Origin of the sequence: Variovorax sp. Root411 (assembly GCF_001425205.1) — a bacterium.
GTDB lineage: Bacteria > Pseudomonadota > Gammaproteobacteria > Burkholderiales > Burkholderiaceae_C > Variovorax.
The window spans coordinates 43,654-58,827 of record NZ_LMDW01000016.1 but is presented as its reverse complement, the minus strand read 5'-3'; the positions used below and the strand labels follow the sequence as shown (position 1 = coordinate 58,827).

Sequence of the window (15,174 nt, the reverse complement as noted above, 5' to 3'; positions counted from 1 at the left end):
GAGCCGCTTGCTACCTGGCCAGCACGCGCGCTTCCCGCACGCGCGCTGCGGGAAACACCAGCGCAAAGCGCGAACCCTTGCCCACCGTGCTTTCGATGCGCAGCTCGGTGCCGTGCCGCTGCGCGATGTGCTTGACGATGGCCAGCCCCAACCCCGTGCCGCCCGTCTCGCGCGAACGGCTGCGGTCGATGCGGTAGAAGCGCTCGGTCAGCCGGGGAATGTGCTCGGCGGCAATGCCGGGGCCCGTGTCTTTCACTGCGTATTCGCCACGCCCGTCAGGCAGCACCCGCCAGCTCACCGCCACCTCGCCGCCGCCGGGCGTGTAGCGGATGGCGTTGCTCAGCAGGTTCGACATCGCGCTCTGCAGCTCGGTCGGTGCGCCCGACACTTCGGACTCGGCGTCGATGGTGAACGACAGCCGATGTCCCTGCGGTGCCACACGGCCCGACAGCCCGCGGCCCTCGTCTTCGCACTGTGCGAGCAGCGCACGGATGCGGATCCACTGGTTGCCCGAAGGCGCTGCGCTGCCTTCCAGCCGCGACAGCGTCAGCAGGTCGTTCACCAGCGTTTCCATGCGGTGCGACTGCTGCCCCATCAGCGACAGGTAGCGCATGCGTTCGTCTGCATCGAGCGGCAGGTTCTGCAGCGTCTCGACGAAGCCCGCCAGCACCGTCAGCGGCGTGCGGATTTCATGCGACACGTTCGCCACGAAATCACGCCGCATCGCCTCGGCCTGCTCCAGCGCCGTGATGTCGCGCGTCAGAAGCATGCGGCGGTTGCCGGCATAGGGATGCACCTGCACCGACAGCCGCACCAGGTGGGGGCGCTGATGCGAGTGGCCGGGTCCGGAGGCATCGATGACCACGTCGCGGCTGTAGTTCCACGATGCAAGGTAGGCCACGAAGGCCGGATCGCGCACGAGGTTCGCGAGGTGCTGCGCAAGGTCGCGCTCGGCGTCGATGCCGAACTGGCTGGCCGCCGTCTGGTTGCACCATTCGATGCGGCCCTGCTCGTCGAGCAGCACCACGCCGTTGGGCGAGGCCTGGATAGCCGCCAGGAACTCCTGCAGCCGCTCTTCGGCTTGCCGCGTCTGCTGCTCGCGGTCGCGCAGCAGCTTGCGGATGCGCTCCGACAGCTCGCCCCACACGCCCGCTCCCCGCGTCGGCAGGCCCGCCGCGTCATTGCGCAGCACCCGCATCAGCCGCTCGGCGCGCCAGGCATCGAGCGCCAGCCAGAGCACCGCGCCCAGCCATGCGCCCAGCCATCCGAACTTCCAGCCAAAAATGGCGACAGCGCCCGCTCCTATTGCGAGAGACGCTATTAAAAAAGTAGCAATTCGAAAAGGCATGGCGGGCGATTATCCGCGCCCGCGGCCAAGGGACGCCACGGCGCTCAAACCGTGACTTGGGCGGTCAGCCGGTAGCCCGCTCCGCGGACGGTTTCGACCATCGGCGCGGCCGCGCCCAGCGACTCGCGCAGGCGCTTGACGTGCACGTCGACCGTGCGCTCCTCGATGTAGACGTGGTCGCCCCACACCTTGTCGAGCAGCTGCGCGCGGCTGTGCACGCGCTCGGCATGCTGCATCAGATAGGCGAGCAGCTTGAACTCGGTCGGCCCGACCTTCAGCGCGCCGCCCTGCCAGGTCACGCGGTGGGTAGACGTGTCGAGCGCCAGTTCGCCGATCTCGACGCGCTCCGTGACCACTTCGGGCGCGCGGCGGCGCAGCACCGCACGGATGCGGGCCAGCATCTCCTGCGTGGAGAACGGCTTGGTGATGTAGTCGTCGGCACCGGCGTCGAGGCCGGCCACCTTGTCGGGCTCGTCGCCGCGCGCGGTCAGCATCAGGATCGGGATGGCCTTGGTGCGCGGGTCCTTGCGCCACTGGCGCGCGAGCTGCAGGCCGCTCTGGCCCGGCAGCATCCAGTCGAGCAGGATCAGGTCCGGCAGGAAGGCGTCGATCTCGCGCTGGGCCGCGGCGCCATCTTCCGACCAGATCGGCTCGAAGCCGTTGTGGCGCAGGTTGACGGCGATCAGCTCGGCGATCGAGGACTCGTCTTCGACGATCAGGACTCGGGGTTTTTTCATGTTATTTGCTCACTTGGGGGTCACCCCGATTCCTTCCAGCGAACGCCGCGGAACCGGCTTTGCCGGGCCGCGGGCGTTGCCCCCTGCAAGGGGGTTGGCGGCCACACGAAGTGGGCAAGCCTGGGGGTTTGTCATTGAAGTGCAGATTCGATCTCTTGCATCGAAGTGTGCCGCACGTCGGCGCCCTTGACGATGTAGATGATGAACTCGGCAATGTTCTTGGCGTGGTCGCCGATGCGTTCGATCGCCTTCGCCAGGAACAGCAGATCGAGGCTGGCGGAGATGGTGCGCGGGTCTTCCATCATGTAAGTGACCAGCTTGCGCACGAAACCGTCGAACTCCTTGTCGATCAGGTCGTCGTCCTTCAGGATCGACAGCGCCGCGGCCGTGTCCAGGCGCGCGAAGGCGTCCAGCGCGGTGCGCAGCAGGCCCGAGGCCAGGTCGGCCGCAATGCGCAGCTCGGTCGTGGGCAATTGCCGGGCCGATCCGCTCTCGATGATCGACTTGACCATGCGCGCGATCTTGTTGGCCTCATCGCCCACGCGCTCGAGGTTGGCTGTGGTCTTGCTGATGGCGATCAGCAGGCGCAGGTCGCGGGCGGTCGGCTGGCGGCGCGCGATGATGGACGACAGCTCGCGGTCGATGTCGATTTCCATCGCGTTGACGCGGTGCTCGGTCTCCATCACGCGGTCGGCCGCGTCTACGTCGAACTGCAGCAGCGCATACACGGCTGTGTGGATCTGCGACTCGACCATGCCGCCGAGCTCCATCACGCGCGACGAGACGGCGTTGAGTTCGCTGTCGAACTGGCTGGAAAGGTGTTTCTCGGTCATGGTGTCTCCTTAGCCGAAACGGCCGGTGATGTAGTCCTCGGTCTCCTTGCGCTGCGGCTTGAAGAACATCTGCTCGGTGGCGCCGAATTCGATCAGGTCGCCGAGGTACATGTAGGCGGTGTAGTCGCTGCAGCGGGCGGCCTGCTGCATGTTATGCGTCACGATGACCACCGTGTATTCGTTCTTCAGCTCGGCGATCAGTTCCTCGATCTTCGCGGTGGAGATCGGGTCGAGCGCGGAGCAGGGTTCGTCGAGCAGCAGCACTTCGGGCTTGATCGCAATGCCGCGCGCAATGCACAAGCGCTGCTGCTGGCCGCCCGAGAGGCCCGAGCCGCTTTGCTGCAGCTTGTCGCGCACTTCGGTCCACAGGGCTGCCTTCTTCAGGGCCCACTCGACGCGGTCGTCCATTTCGCTGGCCGAGAGATTCTCGAACAGCTTCACGCCGAAGGCGATGTTGTCGTAGATCGACATCGGGAACGGCGTGGGCTTCTGGAACACCATGCCGACCTTGGCGCGGATCAGCGCCACGTCCTGCTTGGATGTGAGCAGGTTCTCGCCATCGAGGGCAATGGTGCCTTCGGCGCGCTGCTCAGGGTAGAGCTCGAACATGCGGTTGAAGGTGCGCAGCAAGGTCGACTTGCCGCAGCCCGAGGGGCCGATGAAAGCGGTGACCTTGTTCTCGGGAATCTCGAGGTTGATGCCCTTGAGCGCGTGGAACTTGCCGTAGTAGAAGTTCAGGTCCTTGACCGAGATCTTCGAGCGCGACGGTTGTTGTGCGACGGTGTTTGGCATGTTGTCTTCTTCTGGATTCAGTGTTTGGTGCGCGTCAGGACCCGCGCCAGGATGTTGAGAGCAAGCACGGCGACGGTGATCAGGAACACGCCGGCCCATGCCAGCTGTTGCCAGTTCTCGTACGGGCTCATCGCGAACTTGAAGATCGTGACCGGCAGGCTGGCCATCGGCTGGCTCACGTCGGCGGTCCAGAACTGGTTGTTCAGCGCGGTGAAGAGAAGCGGTGCGGTTTCACCCGCAATGCGCGCCACGGCGAGCAGCACGCCCGTGACCACACCGGCGCGTGCGGCGCGCAGCGTGATGCTCAGGATGACCTTCCACTTCGGCGCGCCCAGCGCATAGGCTGCTTCGCGCAGGCCCGGCGGCACCAACTGCAGCATGTTCTCGGTCGTGCGGATGACCACCGGGATCACGATCAGCGCGAGCGCCAGCGCACCCGCCAGGCCCGAGAAGGTCTTGAAATAGGCCACCACCACGGCATAGACGAACAGGCCGATCACGATCGACGGCGCCGACAGCAGGATGTCGTTGACGAAGCGCGTGACCGAGGCGAGCCAGCCCTTGGGGTTGTACTCGGCCAGGTAGATGCCGGCCATGATGCCGATGGGCGTGCCCACGAAAGTGGCCAGCGCCACCATCACGAACGAGCCGAAGATCGCGTTCGCGATACCGCCCGCCTCGTTCGGCGGCGGCGTCATCTCGGTGAAGGTGGCGATGGCCAGGCCGCCGACGCCCTGCCGCAGCGTTTCCCAGAGGATCCACACCAGCCAGAACACACCGAAGGCCATTGCGGCGAGCGACAGCGTGAGCGCGATCTTGTTGACACGGTTGCGCGCGGCGAACCTGGCCTGGCGCGTTTCGGCGAGCGCTTTGGCGCTCAGGAGGTTTTGAGCAGTACTCACGACTTGGTCCCTTCGCTCTTCTTCATCTGGGCCAGCAGCATCTTGGAGAGCGACAGCACGACGAAGGTGATGAAGAACAGCACGAGGCCGAGGTACATCAGCGCGGCCTGGTGCAGGCCCGCGCCGGCTTCGGCGAATTCGTTGGCGAGTGCCGAGGTGATGCTGTTCGCAGCCTCGAACACCGACAGCGAGTTGAGCTGGTTCATGTTGCCGATCACGAACGTGACCGCCATCGTTTCACCCAGCGCCCGGCCCAGGCCGAGCATGATGCCGCCGATGACGCCGGCCTTGGTGTAGGGCAGCACCACCTTGGAGACAACCTCCCAGGTGGTCGAGCCGAGCCCGTAGGCCGACTCTTTCAGCAGCGGCGGCGTGACCTCGAACACGTCGCGCATCACCGAGGCGATGAACGGAATGATCATGATCGCCAGGATGATGCCGGCCGACAGAATGCCGATGCCCACCGGCGGGCCGGACACCAGCGCGCCGAGGTACGGCACGCCGCCGAGCAGCTTCTGCAGCGGCTGCTGCACCCAGGTGGAAAGGATCGGGCCGAACACCAGCAGGCCCCACATGCCGTACACGATGGAAGGCACCGCGGCCAGCAGTTCGATGGCTGTGCCCAGCGGGCGCTTGAGCCAGTTGGGCGAAAGTTCGGTGAGGAAGAGCGCAATGCCGAAGCTCACGGGCACCGCGATCACCAGCGCGATGATCGAGGTGGCCAGCGTGCCGTAGATCATGACCAGACCGCCGTACTCCTCCTTCACCGGGTCCCACACGCTGCTCGTGAGGAAGCCGAGGCCGTACTTAGAAATGGCGGGCCAGGCGCCGACGATCAGCGACAGCAGGATGCCGATGAGCATCGCGAGCGTCAGCAGCGCGGCGCCCTTGGCGGCCCAGCCGAACAGCCGGTCGGCCATCGGGCCGGAGCGCGGCGCCTTCATGGGCGGTGGAGGGGCGGTGGCACGACCGCGCTCGGCCGCGAGGTCGAGGGAGGTGGCAGCGGCGGGAAAGGTGGATGACACAGGTCGCTCCGGCAAAGACGAAAGCGGCGCGTCCTGGAGCGGGGAGTTGCTCATGGGCGCGCCGTTCTTCTGGACTGATGGGTGGATTACTTGAGCGCGACGGCCTTGCCCGACGCGTCCTTCACTTCACCCCATGCCTTGGCGATGGTCGCCTTCACGGCGTCGGGCATCGGCACGTAGTCGAGGTCGTCGGCCGTCTTGTCGCCGCTCTTGTAGGCCCAGTCGAAGAACTTGAGCACGGTGGTGGCGTTGGCCGGCTTGTCCTGCACCTTGTGCATCAGGATGAAGGTGGCGCCGGTGATGGGCCATGCATCCTTGCCGGCCTGGTTGGTCAGCACCTGGTAGAAGCTCTTGTTCCAGTCGGCGCCGGCGGCTGCAGCCTTGAATGCCGAGTCGTCGGGGGACACGAAGGTGCCGGCTGCGTTCTGCAGCTGAGCGTACGTCATCTTGTTCTGCTTGACGTAGGCGTACTCGACGTAGCCGATCGAGTTGGGCAGGCGGTTCACGAAGGCTGCGACGCCTTCATTGCCCTTGCCGCCCGCGCCGGTGGGCCAGTTCACGGCCGTGCCTTCGCCGACCTTGGTCTTCCACTCGGCGTTGACCTTGCTCAGGTAGTTGGTGAACAGGAAGCTGGTGCCAGAACCGTCGGCGCGGCGAACCGGGGCGATGGCGGCGTCAGGCAGGTTCAGCGAACCGTTCAGCGCCTTTATGGCGGGGTCGTTCCACTTGGTGACCTTGCCCAGGTAGATGTCGCCCAGGACCTGGCCGTTGAGCTTCAGCTCGCCGGGCTTGATGCCGGGAATGTTGACCACGGGGATCACGCCGCCGATGACGGTGGGGAACTGCATCAGGCCCTTGGCCTGCAGTTCGTCGTCCTTCAGGGGAGCGTCCGAGGCGCCGAAGTCGACGGTCTTGGCCTCGATCTGCTTGATGCCGGCGCCCGAACCGACCGACTGATAGTTGATCTTGACGCCGGTGGCCTTGTTGAAGTCTGAGGCCCATTTGGCGTACAGCGGTGCCGGAAAGCTGGCGCCGGCGCCGGTCACGTCCTGGGCGAAGGCAGGAATGGAGAACACCGCGGCCACGAGGCCGGCTGTTGCAAATTTGAACGTCGTTTTCATGAAGCTTCCTTTAGAAGTAAGAAGTAGTCCCTTTTTTGGGCTTGGACGGACTCTAGAAAGCTTGTGTGACATCGGTGTGACACCCCTCTGTCGAGGGAAAATGCCTACGCTTCCCCCTGATCCATGTGACGCTGTCACGCAACCGTCATGCGCCGCGCCTAGCCTTGCGAACCTCGCGGTCGCGCGAATCTGAAGGCTGCGCGCGCTGTCACGGCGCTACGATCAAACACAACAAGACACCCGCCTTCTTCTCGGAACCACATGCAAAACGGCACCCGCCTCGCAGCAGTCGACCTGGGCTCGAACAGCTTCAGGCTCGAAATCGGACAGGTCGATCACGGCCAGATCCACCGCACCGAATACCTCAAGGAGACCGTGCGCCAGGGCAACGGCCTGGACAGCGCGCGCAACCTCACGACCGAAGCCATGCAGCGCGGCTGGGACGCCCTCGCCCGCTTCGGCGAGCGGCTGGCCGGCTTCAAGCGCTCGCAGGTGCGGGCCGTGGCCACGCAAACGCTGCGCGAAGCACGCAACCGCGAAGAGTTCCTGCTGCGCGCACGCACCATCCTGGGCTTCGGCATCGACGTGATCCCGGGCCGGGAAGAAGCCCGACTCATCTACCAGGGCGTGGCGCACATGCTCCCGCACACCGACGCATCCGAGCGCGAGCGCCGGCTGGTGGTCGACATCGGCGGGCGTTCCACTGAAATGATCATCGGCCACGCGCTCGAGGCCGAACTGGTCGAGTCGTACCGCGTCGGCAGCGTCGCCTGGTCGATGAAGCACTTCGCCGAGGGCCAGTTCACGCCCGCAGCCTTCCGCGCCGCCGAAGTGGCCGCCAAGGCCGTGCTCGACGACGCGCTCGGCAGCTACACCCGCGACCAGTGGGACGTGGCCTACGGCGCCTCGGGCACCATCGGCGCAGTCGGCGACGTGCTCGCTGCCGCGGGCGCCGAACCGGGCCTCGTCACCCGCGAAGGCCTCGATTGGCTGCTCGACCGATTGCTCAAGGCCGGCAGCGCCGACAAGCTTCGCATCGACGGCATGCGCGAGGACCGCAAGGCCGTGATCGGCGGCGGCGTGAGCGTGCTGCGCGCGGTGTTCGACCTGCTCGGCATCGAGGAGATGAAGGTGGCGCAGGGTGCATTGCGCCACGGCGTGCTCTACGAATTGCTGGAACGCGACGAGAGCGTGGCCGACATGCGCACGGCCACCGTGGCCCGTCTGGCCAGCCGGTTTTCGGTCGATGCGGCCCAGGCCAAGCGCGTGAGCGATACGGCCGCGTCGCTGTTCGTGCAGCTCGCCCCCGCCGCACGCGGCGGCAGCACGTCGAGCCGCGCCGGCCGCGCATTGCGCAAACTGGGCTGGGCGGCCCAGCTGCACGAGATCGGCACACTGGTCTCGCACAGCGACTATCACAAGCACGGCGCCTACATCCTCGACAACACCGACGCGCCCGGTTTCGCGGTGAACGAGATGCACGCGCTCGGCCAGCTGGTGCTGGGCCAGCGCGGCAAGCTGCGCAAGCTCGAAACCGTGCTGGACGACGAGACCTTCGTCATGCAGCTGTTGTCGCTTCGGCTCGCGATCATCCTGTGCCATGCGCGCCGCGACCCCGACCCGCAGGCGCTGCATCTCGCAGCATTGGGCGCCAGGGCTTTCACGATCGCCTGCGCGCCCGAGTGGGCCGAGGCCTACCCGCAGTCCGCACACCTCCTGCGCGAGGAAGTGCAGGCCTGGCAGAAGACCAGCAACTGGCGCGTGGAACTCAGCGGGGCCTGAGCCGCTTTACTTGGGGTCGGTGCCGACCGTCCGACCGGCTGCCACATGGGCCACGCGGGGTTCGTCGTCCCCGAACATGCCGGCATAGGCAGGCTGAACGACCTTGGCAAGCCCTTGCCTCAGCCCTTCCTGGGCAACCGCGGGGTCGTTGAGCAGGCCGTCATACCGGAAGTAGGTCGGCTGGCTCAAGTCGGAGGTCTGGCTTGCCTGGTAGATGACGGCCTGATGCTCGTCTCTCAGCAACTGCTCGACCGCCACGACGGGTTTGAAGCTCGAAGTCGCATCGGACGCTCCATAGGCAGTCGTGATCCGCAGGATCAATGTGCTATAGCCGGGGGTGGGCTGGAGTTCCGGCACCTGCATCTCGGCGAGCTTTCCGGTCGCGCGCATGAAAGGCGTCAGCTTCACCTCGCGGCCACCGTCCCGCAAGCGCGCCGCCAGCCGCTCTGCAAAATACTTGTTGAGCCCCATGGGCACACCGCTGTTCCTCACCGCGGCCGTGAACTCCTTGCTGCGCCGGTCCGTGCGGTCGGCTGTCGTCATCCGGCTGTTGGTGTCGATGCCAAGTGCCAGCAGCGCGCCGATGGGTCCCAGGAACCCGGCAAAGCTTGTCAGCCCCGAACCGCCGCCGTCCACGACGATCAGCTCGTCTTCCTGGTTGTAGATGATCTCGACCTTCGCCACCGACCGGGCGGCATCGTGGCGGGCCTGCAGCGCAGGCGGGGGCGTGTCCGTCGCGCACCCCGACAGAAGGGCTGCGGCAACAAGCAGGGGAGTCAGCGTTTTCAACGACATGCCCGCGCTTTCCCGCAGCAGGTTCGTGAAGCTTCTTGGCGTCAGGTTGAGCGGTTTCATGCACGTTCCCCAGTGATGTGGCCGGCAGGAATGCTTTGTTCCCCTCATCGGGGCCAAGCGTGCTGCCGTGGAGTCACTGTAGAAATTGCGCCGCATGCGCACATGAGCGGTGCGCCCCTTTTCCAGGGAGACAAGCGCCCCGCCCTGCCCGGCCTGCAACCATGACAAAGCGCCTGCCCGAAAGCGGCAGGCCGGGGTACCTAGAGCAGTTCGGGCGACTGCACCGTGACGACGACGGTCTGCACGTCGCCGTCGCGCTCGCGCGTGCGGATCCACCACAGCGCACCCTTGCGCACCGGGCAGCTGTCCTGCTTCAGGCCGAGCAGGAGCGAGATGGCCTGCCCCACCGAGGGCTGGTGGCCGATCATCAGCACCACCGATTTGCCGTTGGGCCAGCCGGCCGCGCCGAGCAAGGCCTCGGGCGTGGTGTCGGGCGCGAGTTCCGAACGCAGCTTGTACTTGCGGCCCAGCGCCATGGCCGTCTGCTCGCAGCGCCGCGCGGGGCTGCAGATGATGCGCGTGCCGTCCGGCAACTGGCGGTCCAGCCAGCCGGCCATCCGCTTGGCCTGCTTTTCACCGCGCGGCGTGAGCGAGCGCTGCATGTCGTCGCAACCCTCAGTCCAGTCCTCGGCTTCGGCGTGGCGCCAGAAGATCAAGTCCATGGTCATGGCCTTTCGTGCGTCAGTTGCTGGATGCATCGCGCAGATGCCCTCGTGATGCATAGCGGTTCATGAGCGCCGCCTGCGCACCGTGGGCCTCGATGGCGCGCGACGCGCCGTCCTCGCCCGGATGCGTGTCGTGGTCGATGCGCGTGTAGATGCCGTCCGCACCCAGGTCCCAGGCATCGCGCCCGTCGTGCAGGTAAGCCACCAGGCATTCGTCGATCAGCCGCTGGCGCAGCACGGGGTCCGTCACGGGCCATGCGAGCTCGATGCGCCGCATCATGTTGCGGTTCATCCAGTCAGCGCTCGACAGGTACAGCGACTCGTCCTCGCCGTTGCGGAAATAGAAGACCCGCGAATGCTCCAGGAAACGCCCGATCACCGAGCGCACGCGGATGTTGTCCGTCAGCCCCGGCATCTGTGCGGGCAGCGTGCACGCGCCGCGCACGATCAGGTCGATCTTCACGCCCTTCTGCCCCGCGCGGATCAGCGAGGCGATGATCTCCTCGTCGGTCAGCGCATTCATCTTGGCGACGATGCGCGTCGGGTGGCCCGCCGCGGCAGCCATGCCCAGCGCATCGATCTGCGCCGTGATGTTCTTGTGCAGGTCGAACGGCGCCAGCCACATGCGGTTGAGCTTGGGCAGCCGGCTCTGGCTGGCCATGTGCACGAACACCGCTTCCATGTCGGCCGTCAGCAGCGGGTCGGCCGTGAGGTGGCTGATGTCGGTGTAGAGCCTGGCCGTGCGCGGGTTGTAGTTGCCCGTGGACAGATGGCCGTAGCGGCGCATCTGCTTGCCTTCGCGCCGCGTCACCAGCAGCATCTTGGCGTGCGTCTTCAGGCCGACCACGCCGTACACCACCTGTGCACCGATCGACTCGAGCATTTCGGCCCAGTTGATGTTGGCCTCTTCATCGAAGCGCGCCTTCAGCTCCACCACCACCGTCACTTCCTTGCCACGGCGCACCGCTTCGCGCAGCAGGTCCATCAGCTCGGAATCGGCACCTGTGCGGTAGATGGTCTGCTTGATCGCCAGCACCTGCGGGTCGAGCACTGCTTCGCGAAGGAACGCGAGCACGCCCTCGAAGCTCTCGAAGGGCTGGTGGATCAGCACGTCGCCGCGCTGCAGACGCTCGAAGAACGACTGCGCAGGCGACAGCGTGACCGGGTATGACGCCGGGTACGGCGGAAACCGCAACTGCGGCTCCTCGAGCAAGTCGGCCAATTGCGTGAACCGGGCCAGGTTGACCGGCCCGTGTACGCGGTACAGCGACTGCGGCGGCAGGTTGAACTGGGCCAGCAGAAAGCTCGCGAGCGACTCGGCGCAGCTCGCCGACACCTCCAGCCGCACAGCCTGCCCGTAGTGGCGATGCTGCAGCCCCTGGCGCAAGGCGGTGCGCAGGTTCTTCACGTCTTCCTCGTCCACTGCCAAGTCGGAATGCCGAGTGACGCGGAACTGCGAAAAATCGCCTACCTCGCGCCCCGGGAACATGCTGGCAAGGTGCGCACGCACCACGCTCGACAGTGCCACGAACAGCGTCTTGCCGTCCGACACCTTGGCCGGCATCTTGATCAGGCGCGGCAGCACGCGCGGCACCTTCACGATCTGGATCGGGTTCTCGCGCCCGAATGCGTCCTTGCCACCCAGCCGCACGATGAAGTTGAGCGACTTGTTGGCCACCTGCGGAAACGGATGCGCCGGGTCGAGTCCGACCGGGATCAGCAGCGGGCGCACCTCGCGCTCGAAATACTCGCCAACCCACTTGCGCTGCGCCGGATTGCGCTCTCCATGCGAAATGATGTGGATGCCGTGCTTGGCGAATGTCGGCATCAGCTCGTCGTTGTACAGCGCGTACTGGCGCGCCACGAGCTTGTGCGCCGCCTCGGCCAGCCTCTCGAACGACTCGACGGTGTAGGTGCCCTTGCGGTCGCCGGCGCTGCCCGCGATCAGGTGTGGGGCGGCACGAACCTCGAAGAACTCGTCGAGATTCGATGAGACGATGCACAGGTAGCGCAGCCGTTCGATCAGCGGCACCTCGGGCCGATGGGCCCAGTCGAGCACCCGTTCATTGAATGACAGGATGCTGTGGTCGCGGTCGAGCAGCGTGAACGTGGGCGCCGCGACGGCTGGCGACCGGTCTGCGGGAGCGAGTGGCATGGGAACTGATTCTGGAGCAAGCGGCACGGGAGCACACGTAGGCGGAAATATGACAGTGTCGACATCGTTTGTGACGCTCTCATGACACTCCCGTGACGCCACCGCCGCCGTCTTGTGGGGCTCCATCATGCCCGGAGACAGGGCGGGCAACCCGTCGTGGGACGGGGCAGCCGCCGGCTTCATGCGCCCAGGAAATGCTTGCGGTAGCGCGCCGGCAGATCGTCGATGCGCATCAGCATCGGCAGGTCGGCTGCGTTGAAGTCCGGGTCCCAGGCCGGCGCGCCGAGCACCTTGGCACCCAGGCGCAGGTAGCCCTTGATGAGCGCCGGCGGCTCCACGTCGAGCGTGCTGTCGAGCCGCTCGACCGGCAGCGGCAGGCGGGGCTGCACCTGGTACTGGATCGGCGCCATGTGCTTGGCCGACACCTGGCGCCAGATGCTGGCCGCCGCGTCGCCGTTCGTGACACCGTTGTGTGACATCGGAATGCTCGCGCAGCCGATCATCGTGTCGAGCTTGTTGCGATGCATGAAGCCGGCCAGCGCGCCCCACAGCGCGAGGATCACGCCGCCCTGGCGGTGGTCGGGATGCACGCAGCTGCGGCCCAGCTCGACCATGCGCTCGCGCAGGTCGCGCAGGCGGGTGAGGTCGAACTCGGTGTCGCTGTAGGTGCTGCCGATGCGGCGGGCCTGGGCCGGCGTGAGCACGCGGTAGGTGCCGATGACCTGCTGCGTCAGCTCGTCGCGCACCAGCAGGTGTTCGCAGAAATCGTCGAACAGGTCGATGTCGTGGCCAGCCAGCGGCGAAGAAACCCGGGCGCCCATCTCGCCGACGAACACGTCGTAGCGCAGGCGCTGGGCGGCGCGCACGTCGTCCAGGTGGCGGGCCCAGCCCACGGCAATGCCTTGCCTGGACTCGGCCACCGGCGGCAGGATGGCAGCAGGCGCCTGGGGCACCAACGTACGGGCAACGGCAGGCACACCAGTTGCCGGAGCGGGCCACAAGGCCGCGCGCAGCCCGATCTGTGAAAGCGGAAACGTCGGGTTGGGCAGTTCTTTCATGGGGAACCCTTTCTGCCGAAGGAGTCTCCGCACCTGCCATGAAGCGGGCATGTCAGGAAGATTGCAAGCGCATGACGGTGTTGCGCCGTGCCGCTTCGTCGTTTAATGCGGTGGATTCGCGACATGGAGTTTCCCCACATGGCCCTCGACGCAAACGGCACCGACAGCAGCCGGCTTCACCAGACTTTCCCTGTCCTCAGCGACACCGAGATTGCGCGCATTGCGCGCTTCGGCACCGTGCAGCAGTTTGCGCGCGGCAGCCGGCTTTTCACCGCCGGGGAAACCGGTCCCGGCATGTTCGTGCTGCTCAAGGGCGTGGTGGCCGTCACGCAGCGCGACGGCCTTGGCCACATCGTGCCCATCGTGCGGCAGGGGCCGGGCGAATTCCTGGCCGAAGTCGGCCAGTTGAGCGGCCGCCCTGCCCTGGTCGATGGTCATGCCGACGAAGACGTCGAGGCGCTGCTCGTATCCCCCGCACAGTTGCGCGCGCTGCTGGTGGCCGAAGCCGACCTGGGCGAGCGCATCACCCGCGCGCTGATCCTGCGGCGCGTGGCGCTGATCGAATCCGGCGCCAGCGGCCCGGTGCTGATCGGCCAGCCGCAGTCGCCCGACATGGCACGGCTGGAGAACTTTCTTCGCCGCAACGGCTACCCCTATCACCTGGTCGATGCCGCCGAAGACCCCGACGCCGCCGCGCTGCTTGCGCAATACGGCGCCAGCAAGCTGCTGGCCGTGTGCCCAGACGGCTCGGTGCTGGTCAACCCGGCCGACGACGCGCTCGCGCGCTGCCTGGGCATGGTCGACACCGCCGAGCGCAACGAGCTGTTCGACGTGGCCGTCGTCGGTGCCGGGCCGGCAGGGCTCGCCACCGCCGTCTATGCGGCCTCCGAAGGCCTGCGCGTCATCGTGCTCGACTGCCGCGCATTCGGCGGCCAGGCCGGCGCCAGCGCGCGCATCGAGAACTACCTGGGCTTCCCGACCGGCATCTCGGGGCAGGCGCTCGCGGGCCGGGCTTTCGTGCAGGCGCAGAAGTTCGGTGTCGAGATGCTGATTCCGGCCAAGGTGGTGTCGCTCGACTGTTCGCGCGACAACGCCCTCGACAGCCTGGCCGTTGTGCTGGCCGACGGCCGCACCATCAACGCGCGCACCGTCGTCATTGCGAGCGGCGCGCGCTACCGGCGGCCGGAAGTACCGCGTCTCGCCGAATTCGAAGGCCGCGGCATCTGGTACTGGGCCTCGGCCATCGAGGCGAAGATCTGCTCACAGCAAGAGGTGGCGCTGGTCGGCGGCGGCAACTCGGCAGGACAGGCCGCGGTCTTCCTCTCGCGCCACGCGGCCAAGGTCAACGTGCTCGTGCGCGGCCCGTCGCTGGCCGCCAGCATGTCGCGCTACCTCATCGACCGCATCGAGGCCACGCCCAACATCTCGCTGCAGCCCCACACCGAACTCGTGCGCCTGCACGGCGGCTCCGACGAAGGCCTCACCGGAGCGACATGGCGCTGTCACAGCACCGGCGCCGAACATGACTGCCCGGCGCGCAACATCTTCCTGTTCGTTGGTGCGGAGCCGGAGACTTCATGGCTCGACGGCTGCGGCGTGGCCGTCGACAAGCACGGCTTCGTGCTCACCGGCACCGCCGCGAGCAGCGGCTTTCCGGCGCGGCCGGCCGCGGCGCTCGAATCGAGCGTGCCGGGCGTGTTCGCCGTGGGCGACGTGCGATCGGGTTCGGTCAAGCGCGTGGGTGGCGCCATCGGCGAAGGCGCGGCAGCGGTCGCGCTGATCCATCAGCACCTGTCGCAGGCCTCGGCCGTGGCCTGAGCCGCGCATCCATCCGCCAAGCCGGGCCAAACACTTGCGCCCCGCACGCGTTCGAAAGGCCGCGTATATGCTGCCGGACTCGC

The 15,174-nt window shown here is 66.7% G+C and carries 13 protein-coding genes; 2 read left to right on the top strand and 11 right to left on the bottom strand.

Going from position 1 to position 15,174, the window contains the following annotated elements:
• Positions 1-10: 10 nt before the first annotated feature.
• From phoR to pstS, 7 genes are all read right to left on the bottom strand, one after another.
• On the bottom strand, positions 11-1,348 hold the full coding sequence (phoR, locus tag ASC92_RS16935) for a phosphate regulon sensor histidine kinase PhoR (RefSeq protein ID WP_082572405.1): 1,338 nt from the start codon (positions 1,346-1,348) through the stop codon (positions 11-13).
• Positions 1,349-1,392: 44 nt separating this feature from the next.
• Positions 1,393-2,085, bottom strand: a complete 693-nt coding sequence (gene phoB / locus ASC92_RS16930; protein ID WP_007836652.1) for a phosphate regulon transcriptional regulator PhoB — start codon at positions 2,083-2,085, stop codon at positions 1,393-1,395.
• Positions 2,086-2,216: 131 nt separating this feature from the next.
• Positions 2,217-2,918 (bottom strand): phosphate signaling complex protein PhoU, encoded by a 702-nt coding sequence (gene phoU / locus ASC92_RS16925; RefSeq protein WP_056517996.1) that lies wholly within the window; start codon positions 2,916-2,918, stop codon positions 2,217-2,219.
• Positions 2,919-2,927: 9 nt separating this feature from the next.
• The gene (gene pstB, locus ASC92_RS16920) at positions 2,928-3,710 is read right to left on the bottom strand and encodes a phosphate ABC transporter ATP-binding protein PstB (RefSeq protein WP_007836650.1); all 783 of its coding nucleotides are present in this window, start codon (positions 3,708-3,710) and stop codon (positions 2,928-2,930) included.
• 17 nt (positions 3,711-3,727) lie between these two features.
• A complete protein-coding gene (gene pstA / locus ASC92_RS16915) occupies positions 3,728-4,612 on the bottom strand; it encodes a phosphate ABC transporter permease PstA (protein ID WP_082519621.1) in 885 nt (294 codons plus the stop codon).
• Positions 4,609-5,691: a phosphate ABC transporter permease subunit PstC gene (pstC, locus tag ASC92_RS16910; RefSeq protein ID WP_082519620.1), complete on the bottom strand. Its 1,083-nt coding sequence runs from the start codon at positions 5,689-5,691 to the stop codon at positions 4,609-4,611. The genes pstA and pstC overlap by 4 nt, the downstream gene beginning before the upstream one ends.
• Before the next feature lie 32 nt (positions 5,692-5,723).
• Complete coding sequence (gene pstS, locus ASC92_RS16905) at positions 5,724-6,758, bottom strand: phosphate ABC transporter substrate-binding protein PstS (protein WP_056517992.1); 1,035 nt, start codon at positions 6,756-6,758, stop codon at positions 5,724-5,726.
• A gap of 261 nt (positions 6,759-7,019) precedes the next feature.
• On the opposite strand from pstS, the gene ASC92_RS16900 reads away from it, so the two are divergent.
• Entirely contained in the window at positions 7,020-8,540 is a 1,521-nt protein-coding gene (locus ASC92_RS16900) for a Ppx/GppA phosphatase family protein (RefSeq protein ID WP_056517990.1), read from the top strand.
• A 6-nt stretch (positions 8,541-8,546) separates the two neighbouring features.
• Here the strand turns inward: ASC92_RS16900 and ASC92_RS16895 are convergent, their stop codons facing one another.
• The 4 genes from ASC92_RS16895 to ASC92_RS16880 all read right to left on the bottom strand — a co-directional run bounded on the left by ASC92_RS16895 (position 8,547) and on the right by ASC92_RS16880 (position 13,273).
• Positions 8,547-9,395, bottom strand: coding sequence for a hypothetical protein (locus ASC92_RS16895; RefSeq protein ID WP_056517988.1), 849 nt, complete (start codon positions 9,393-9,395; stop codon positions 8,547-8,549).
• Between the two features lie 200 nt (positions 9,396-9,595).
• Positions 9,596-10,057, bottom strand: coding sequence for a SixA phosphatase family protein (locus tag ASC92_RS16890; RefSeq protein ID WP_056519092.1), 462 nt, complete (start codon positions 10,055-10,057; stop codon positions 9,596-9,598).
• A 19-nt stretch (positions 10,058-10,076) separates the two neighbouring features.
• Positions 10,077-12,215 carry a polyphosphate kinase 1 gene (ppk1, locus tag ASC92_RS16885; protein WP_235505861.1) on the bottom strand — a complete coding sequence of 713 codons (2,139 nt, stop codon included), beginning with the start codon at positions 12,213-12,215 and terminating at the stop codon, positions 10,077-10,079.
• Between the two features lie 179 nt (positions 12,216-12,394).
• On the bottom strand, positions 12,395-13,273 hold the full coding sequence (locus ASC92_RS16880) for a GNAT family N-acetyltransferase (RefSeq protein WP_056517984.1): 879 nt from the start codon (positions 13,271-13,273) through the stop codon (positions 12,395-12,397).
• Positions 13,274-13,411: 138 nt separating this feature from the next.
• On the opposite strand from ASC92_RS16880, the gene ASC92_RS16875 reads away from it, so the two are divergent.
• On the top strand, positions 13,412-15,091 hold the full coding sequence (locus tag ASC92_RS16875; RefSeq protein WP_200935998.1) for an FAD-dependent oxidoreductase: 1,680 nt from the start codon (positions 13,412-13,414) through the stop codon (positions 15,089-15,091).
• Positions 15,092-15,174 lie beyond the last annotated feature (83 nt).

Coding starts and splice junctions, on each gene's coding strand:
- ASC92_RS16875 (WP_200935998.1), top strand. CDS start 13,412: ATGGCCCTCGACGCAAACGGCACCGACAGCAGCCGGCTTCACCAGACT.
- phoB (WP_007836652.1), bottom strand. CDS start 2,085: ATGAAAAAACCCCGAGTCCTGATCGTCGAAGACGAGTCCTCGATCGCC.
- pstS (WP_056517992.1), bottom strand. CDS start 6,758: ATGAAAACGACGTTCAAATTTGCAACAGCCGGCCTCGTGGCCGCGGTG.
- phoU (WP_056517996.1), bottom strand. CDS start 2,918: ATGACCGAGAAACACCTTTCCAGCCAGTTCGACAGCGAACTCAACGCC.
- ASC92_RS16880 (WP_056517984.1), bottom strand. CDS start 13,273: ATGAAAGAACTGCCCAACCCGACGTTTCCGCTTTCACAGATCGGGCTG.
- ASC92_RS16895 (WP_056517988.1), bottom strand. CDS start 9,395: ATGAAACCGCTCAACCTGACGCCAAGAAGCTTCACGAACCTGCTGCGG.
- ppk1 (WP_235505861.1), bottom strand. CDS start 12,215: ATGCCACTCGCTCCCGCAGACCGGTCGCCAGCCGTCGCGGCGCCCACG.
- pstC (WP_082519620.1), bottom strand. CDS start 5,691: ATGAGCAACTCCCCGCTCCAGGACGCGCCGCTTTCGTCTTTGCCGGAG.
- ASC92_RS16900 (WP_056517990.1), top strand. CDS start 7,020: ATGCAAAACGGCACCCGCCTCGCAGCAGTCGACCTGGGCTCGAACAGC.
- pstB (WP_007836650.1), bottom strand. CDS start 3,710: ATGCCAAACACCGTCGCACAACAACCGTCGCGCTCGAAGATCTCGGTC.
- phoR (WP_082572405.1), bottom strand. CDS start 1,348: ATGCCTTTTCGAATTGCTACTTTTTTAATAGCGTCTCTCGCAATAGGA.
- ASC92_RS16890 (WP_056519092.1), bottom strand. CDS start 10,057: ATGGACTTGATCTTCTGGCGCCACGCCGAAGCCGAGGACTGGACTGAG.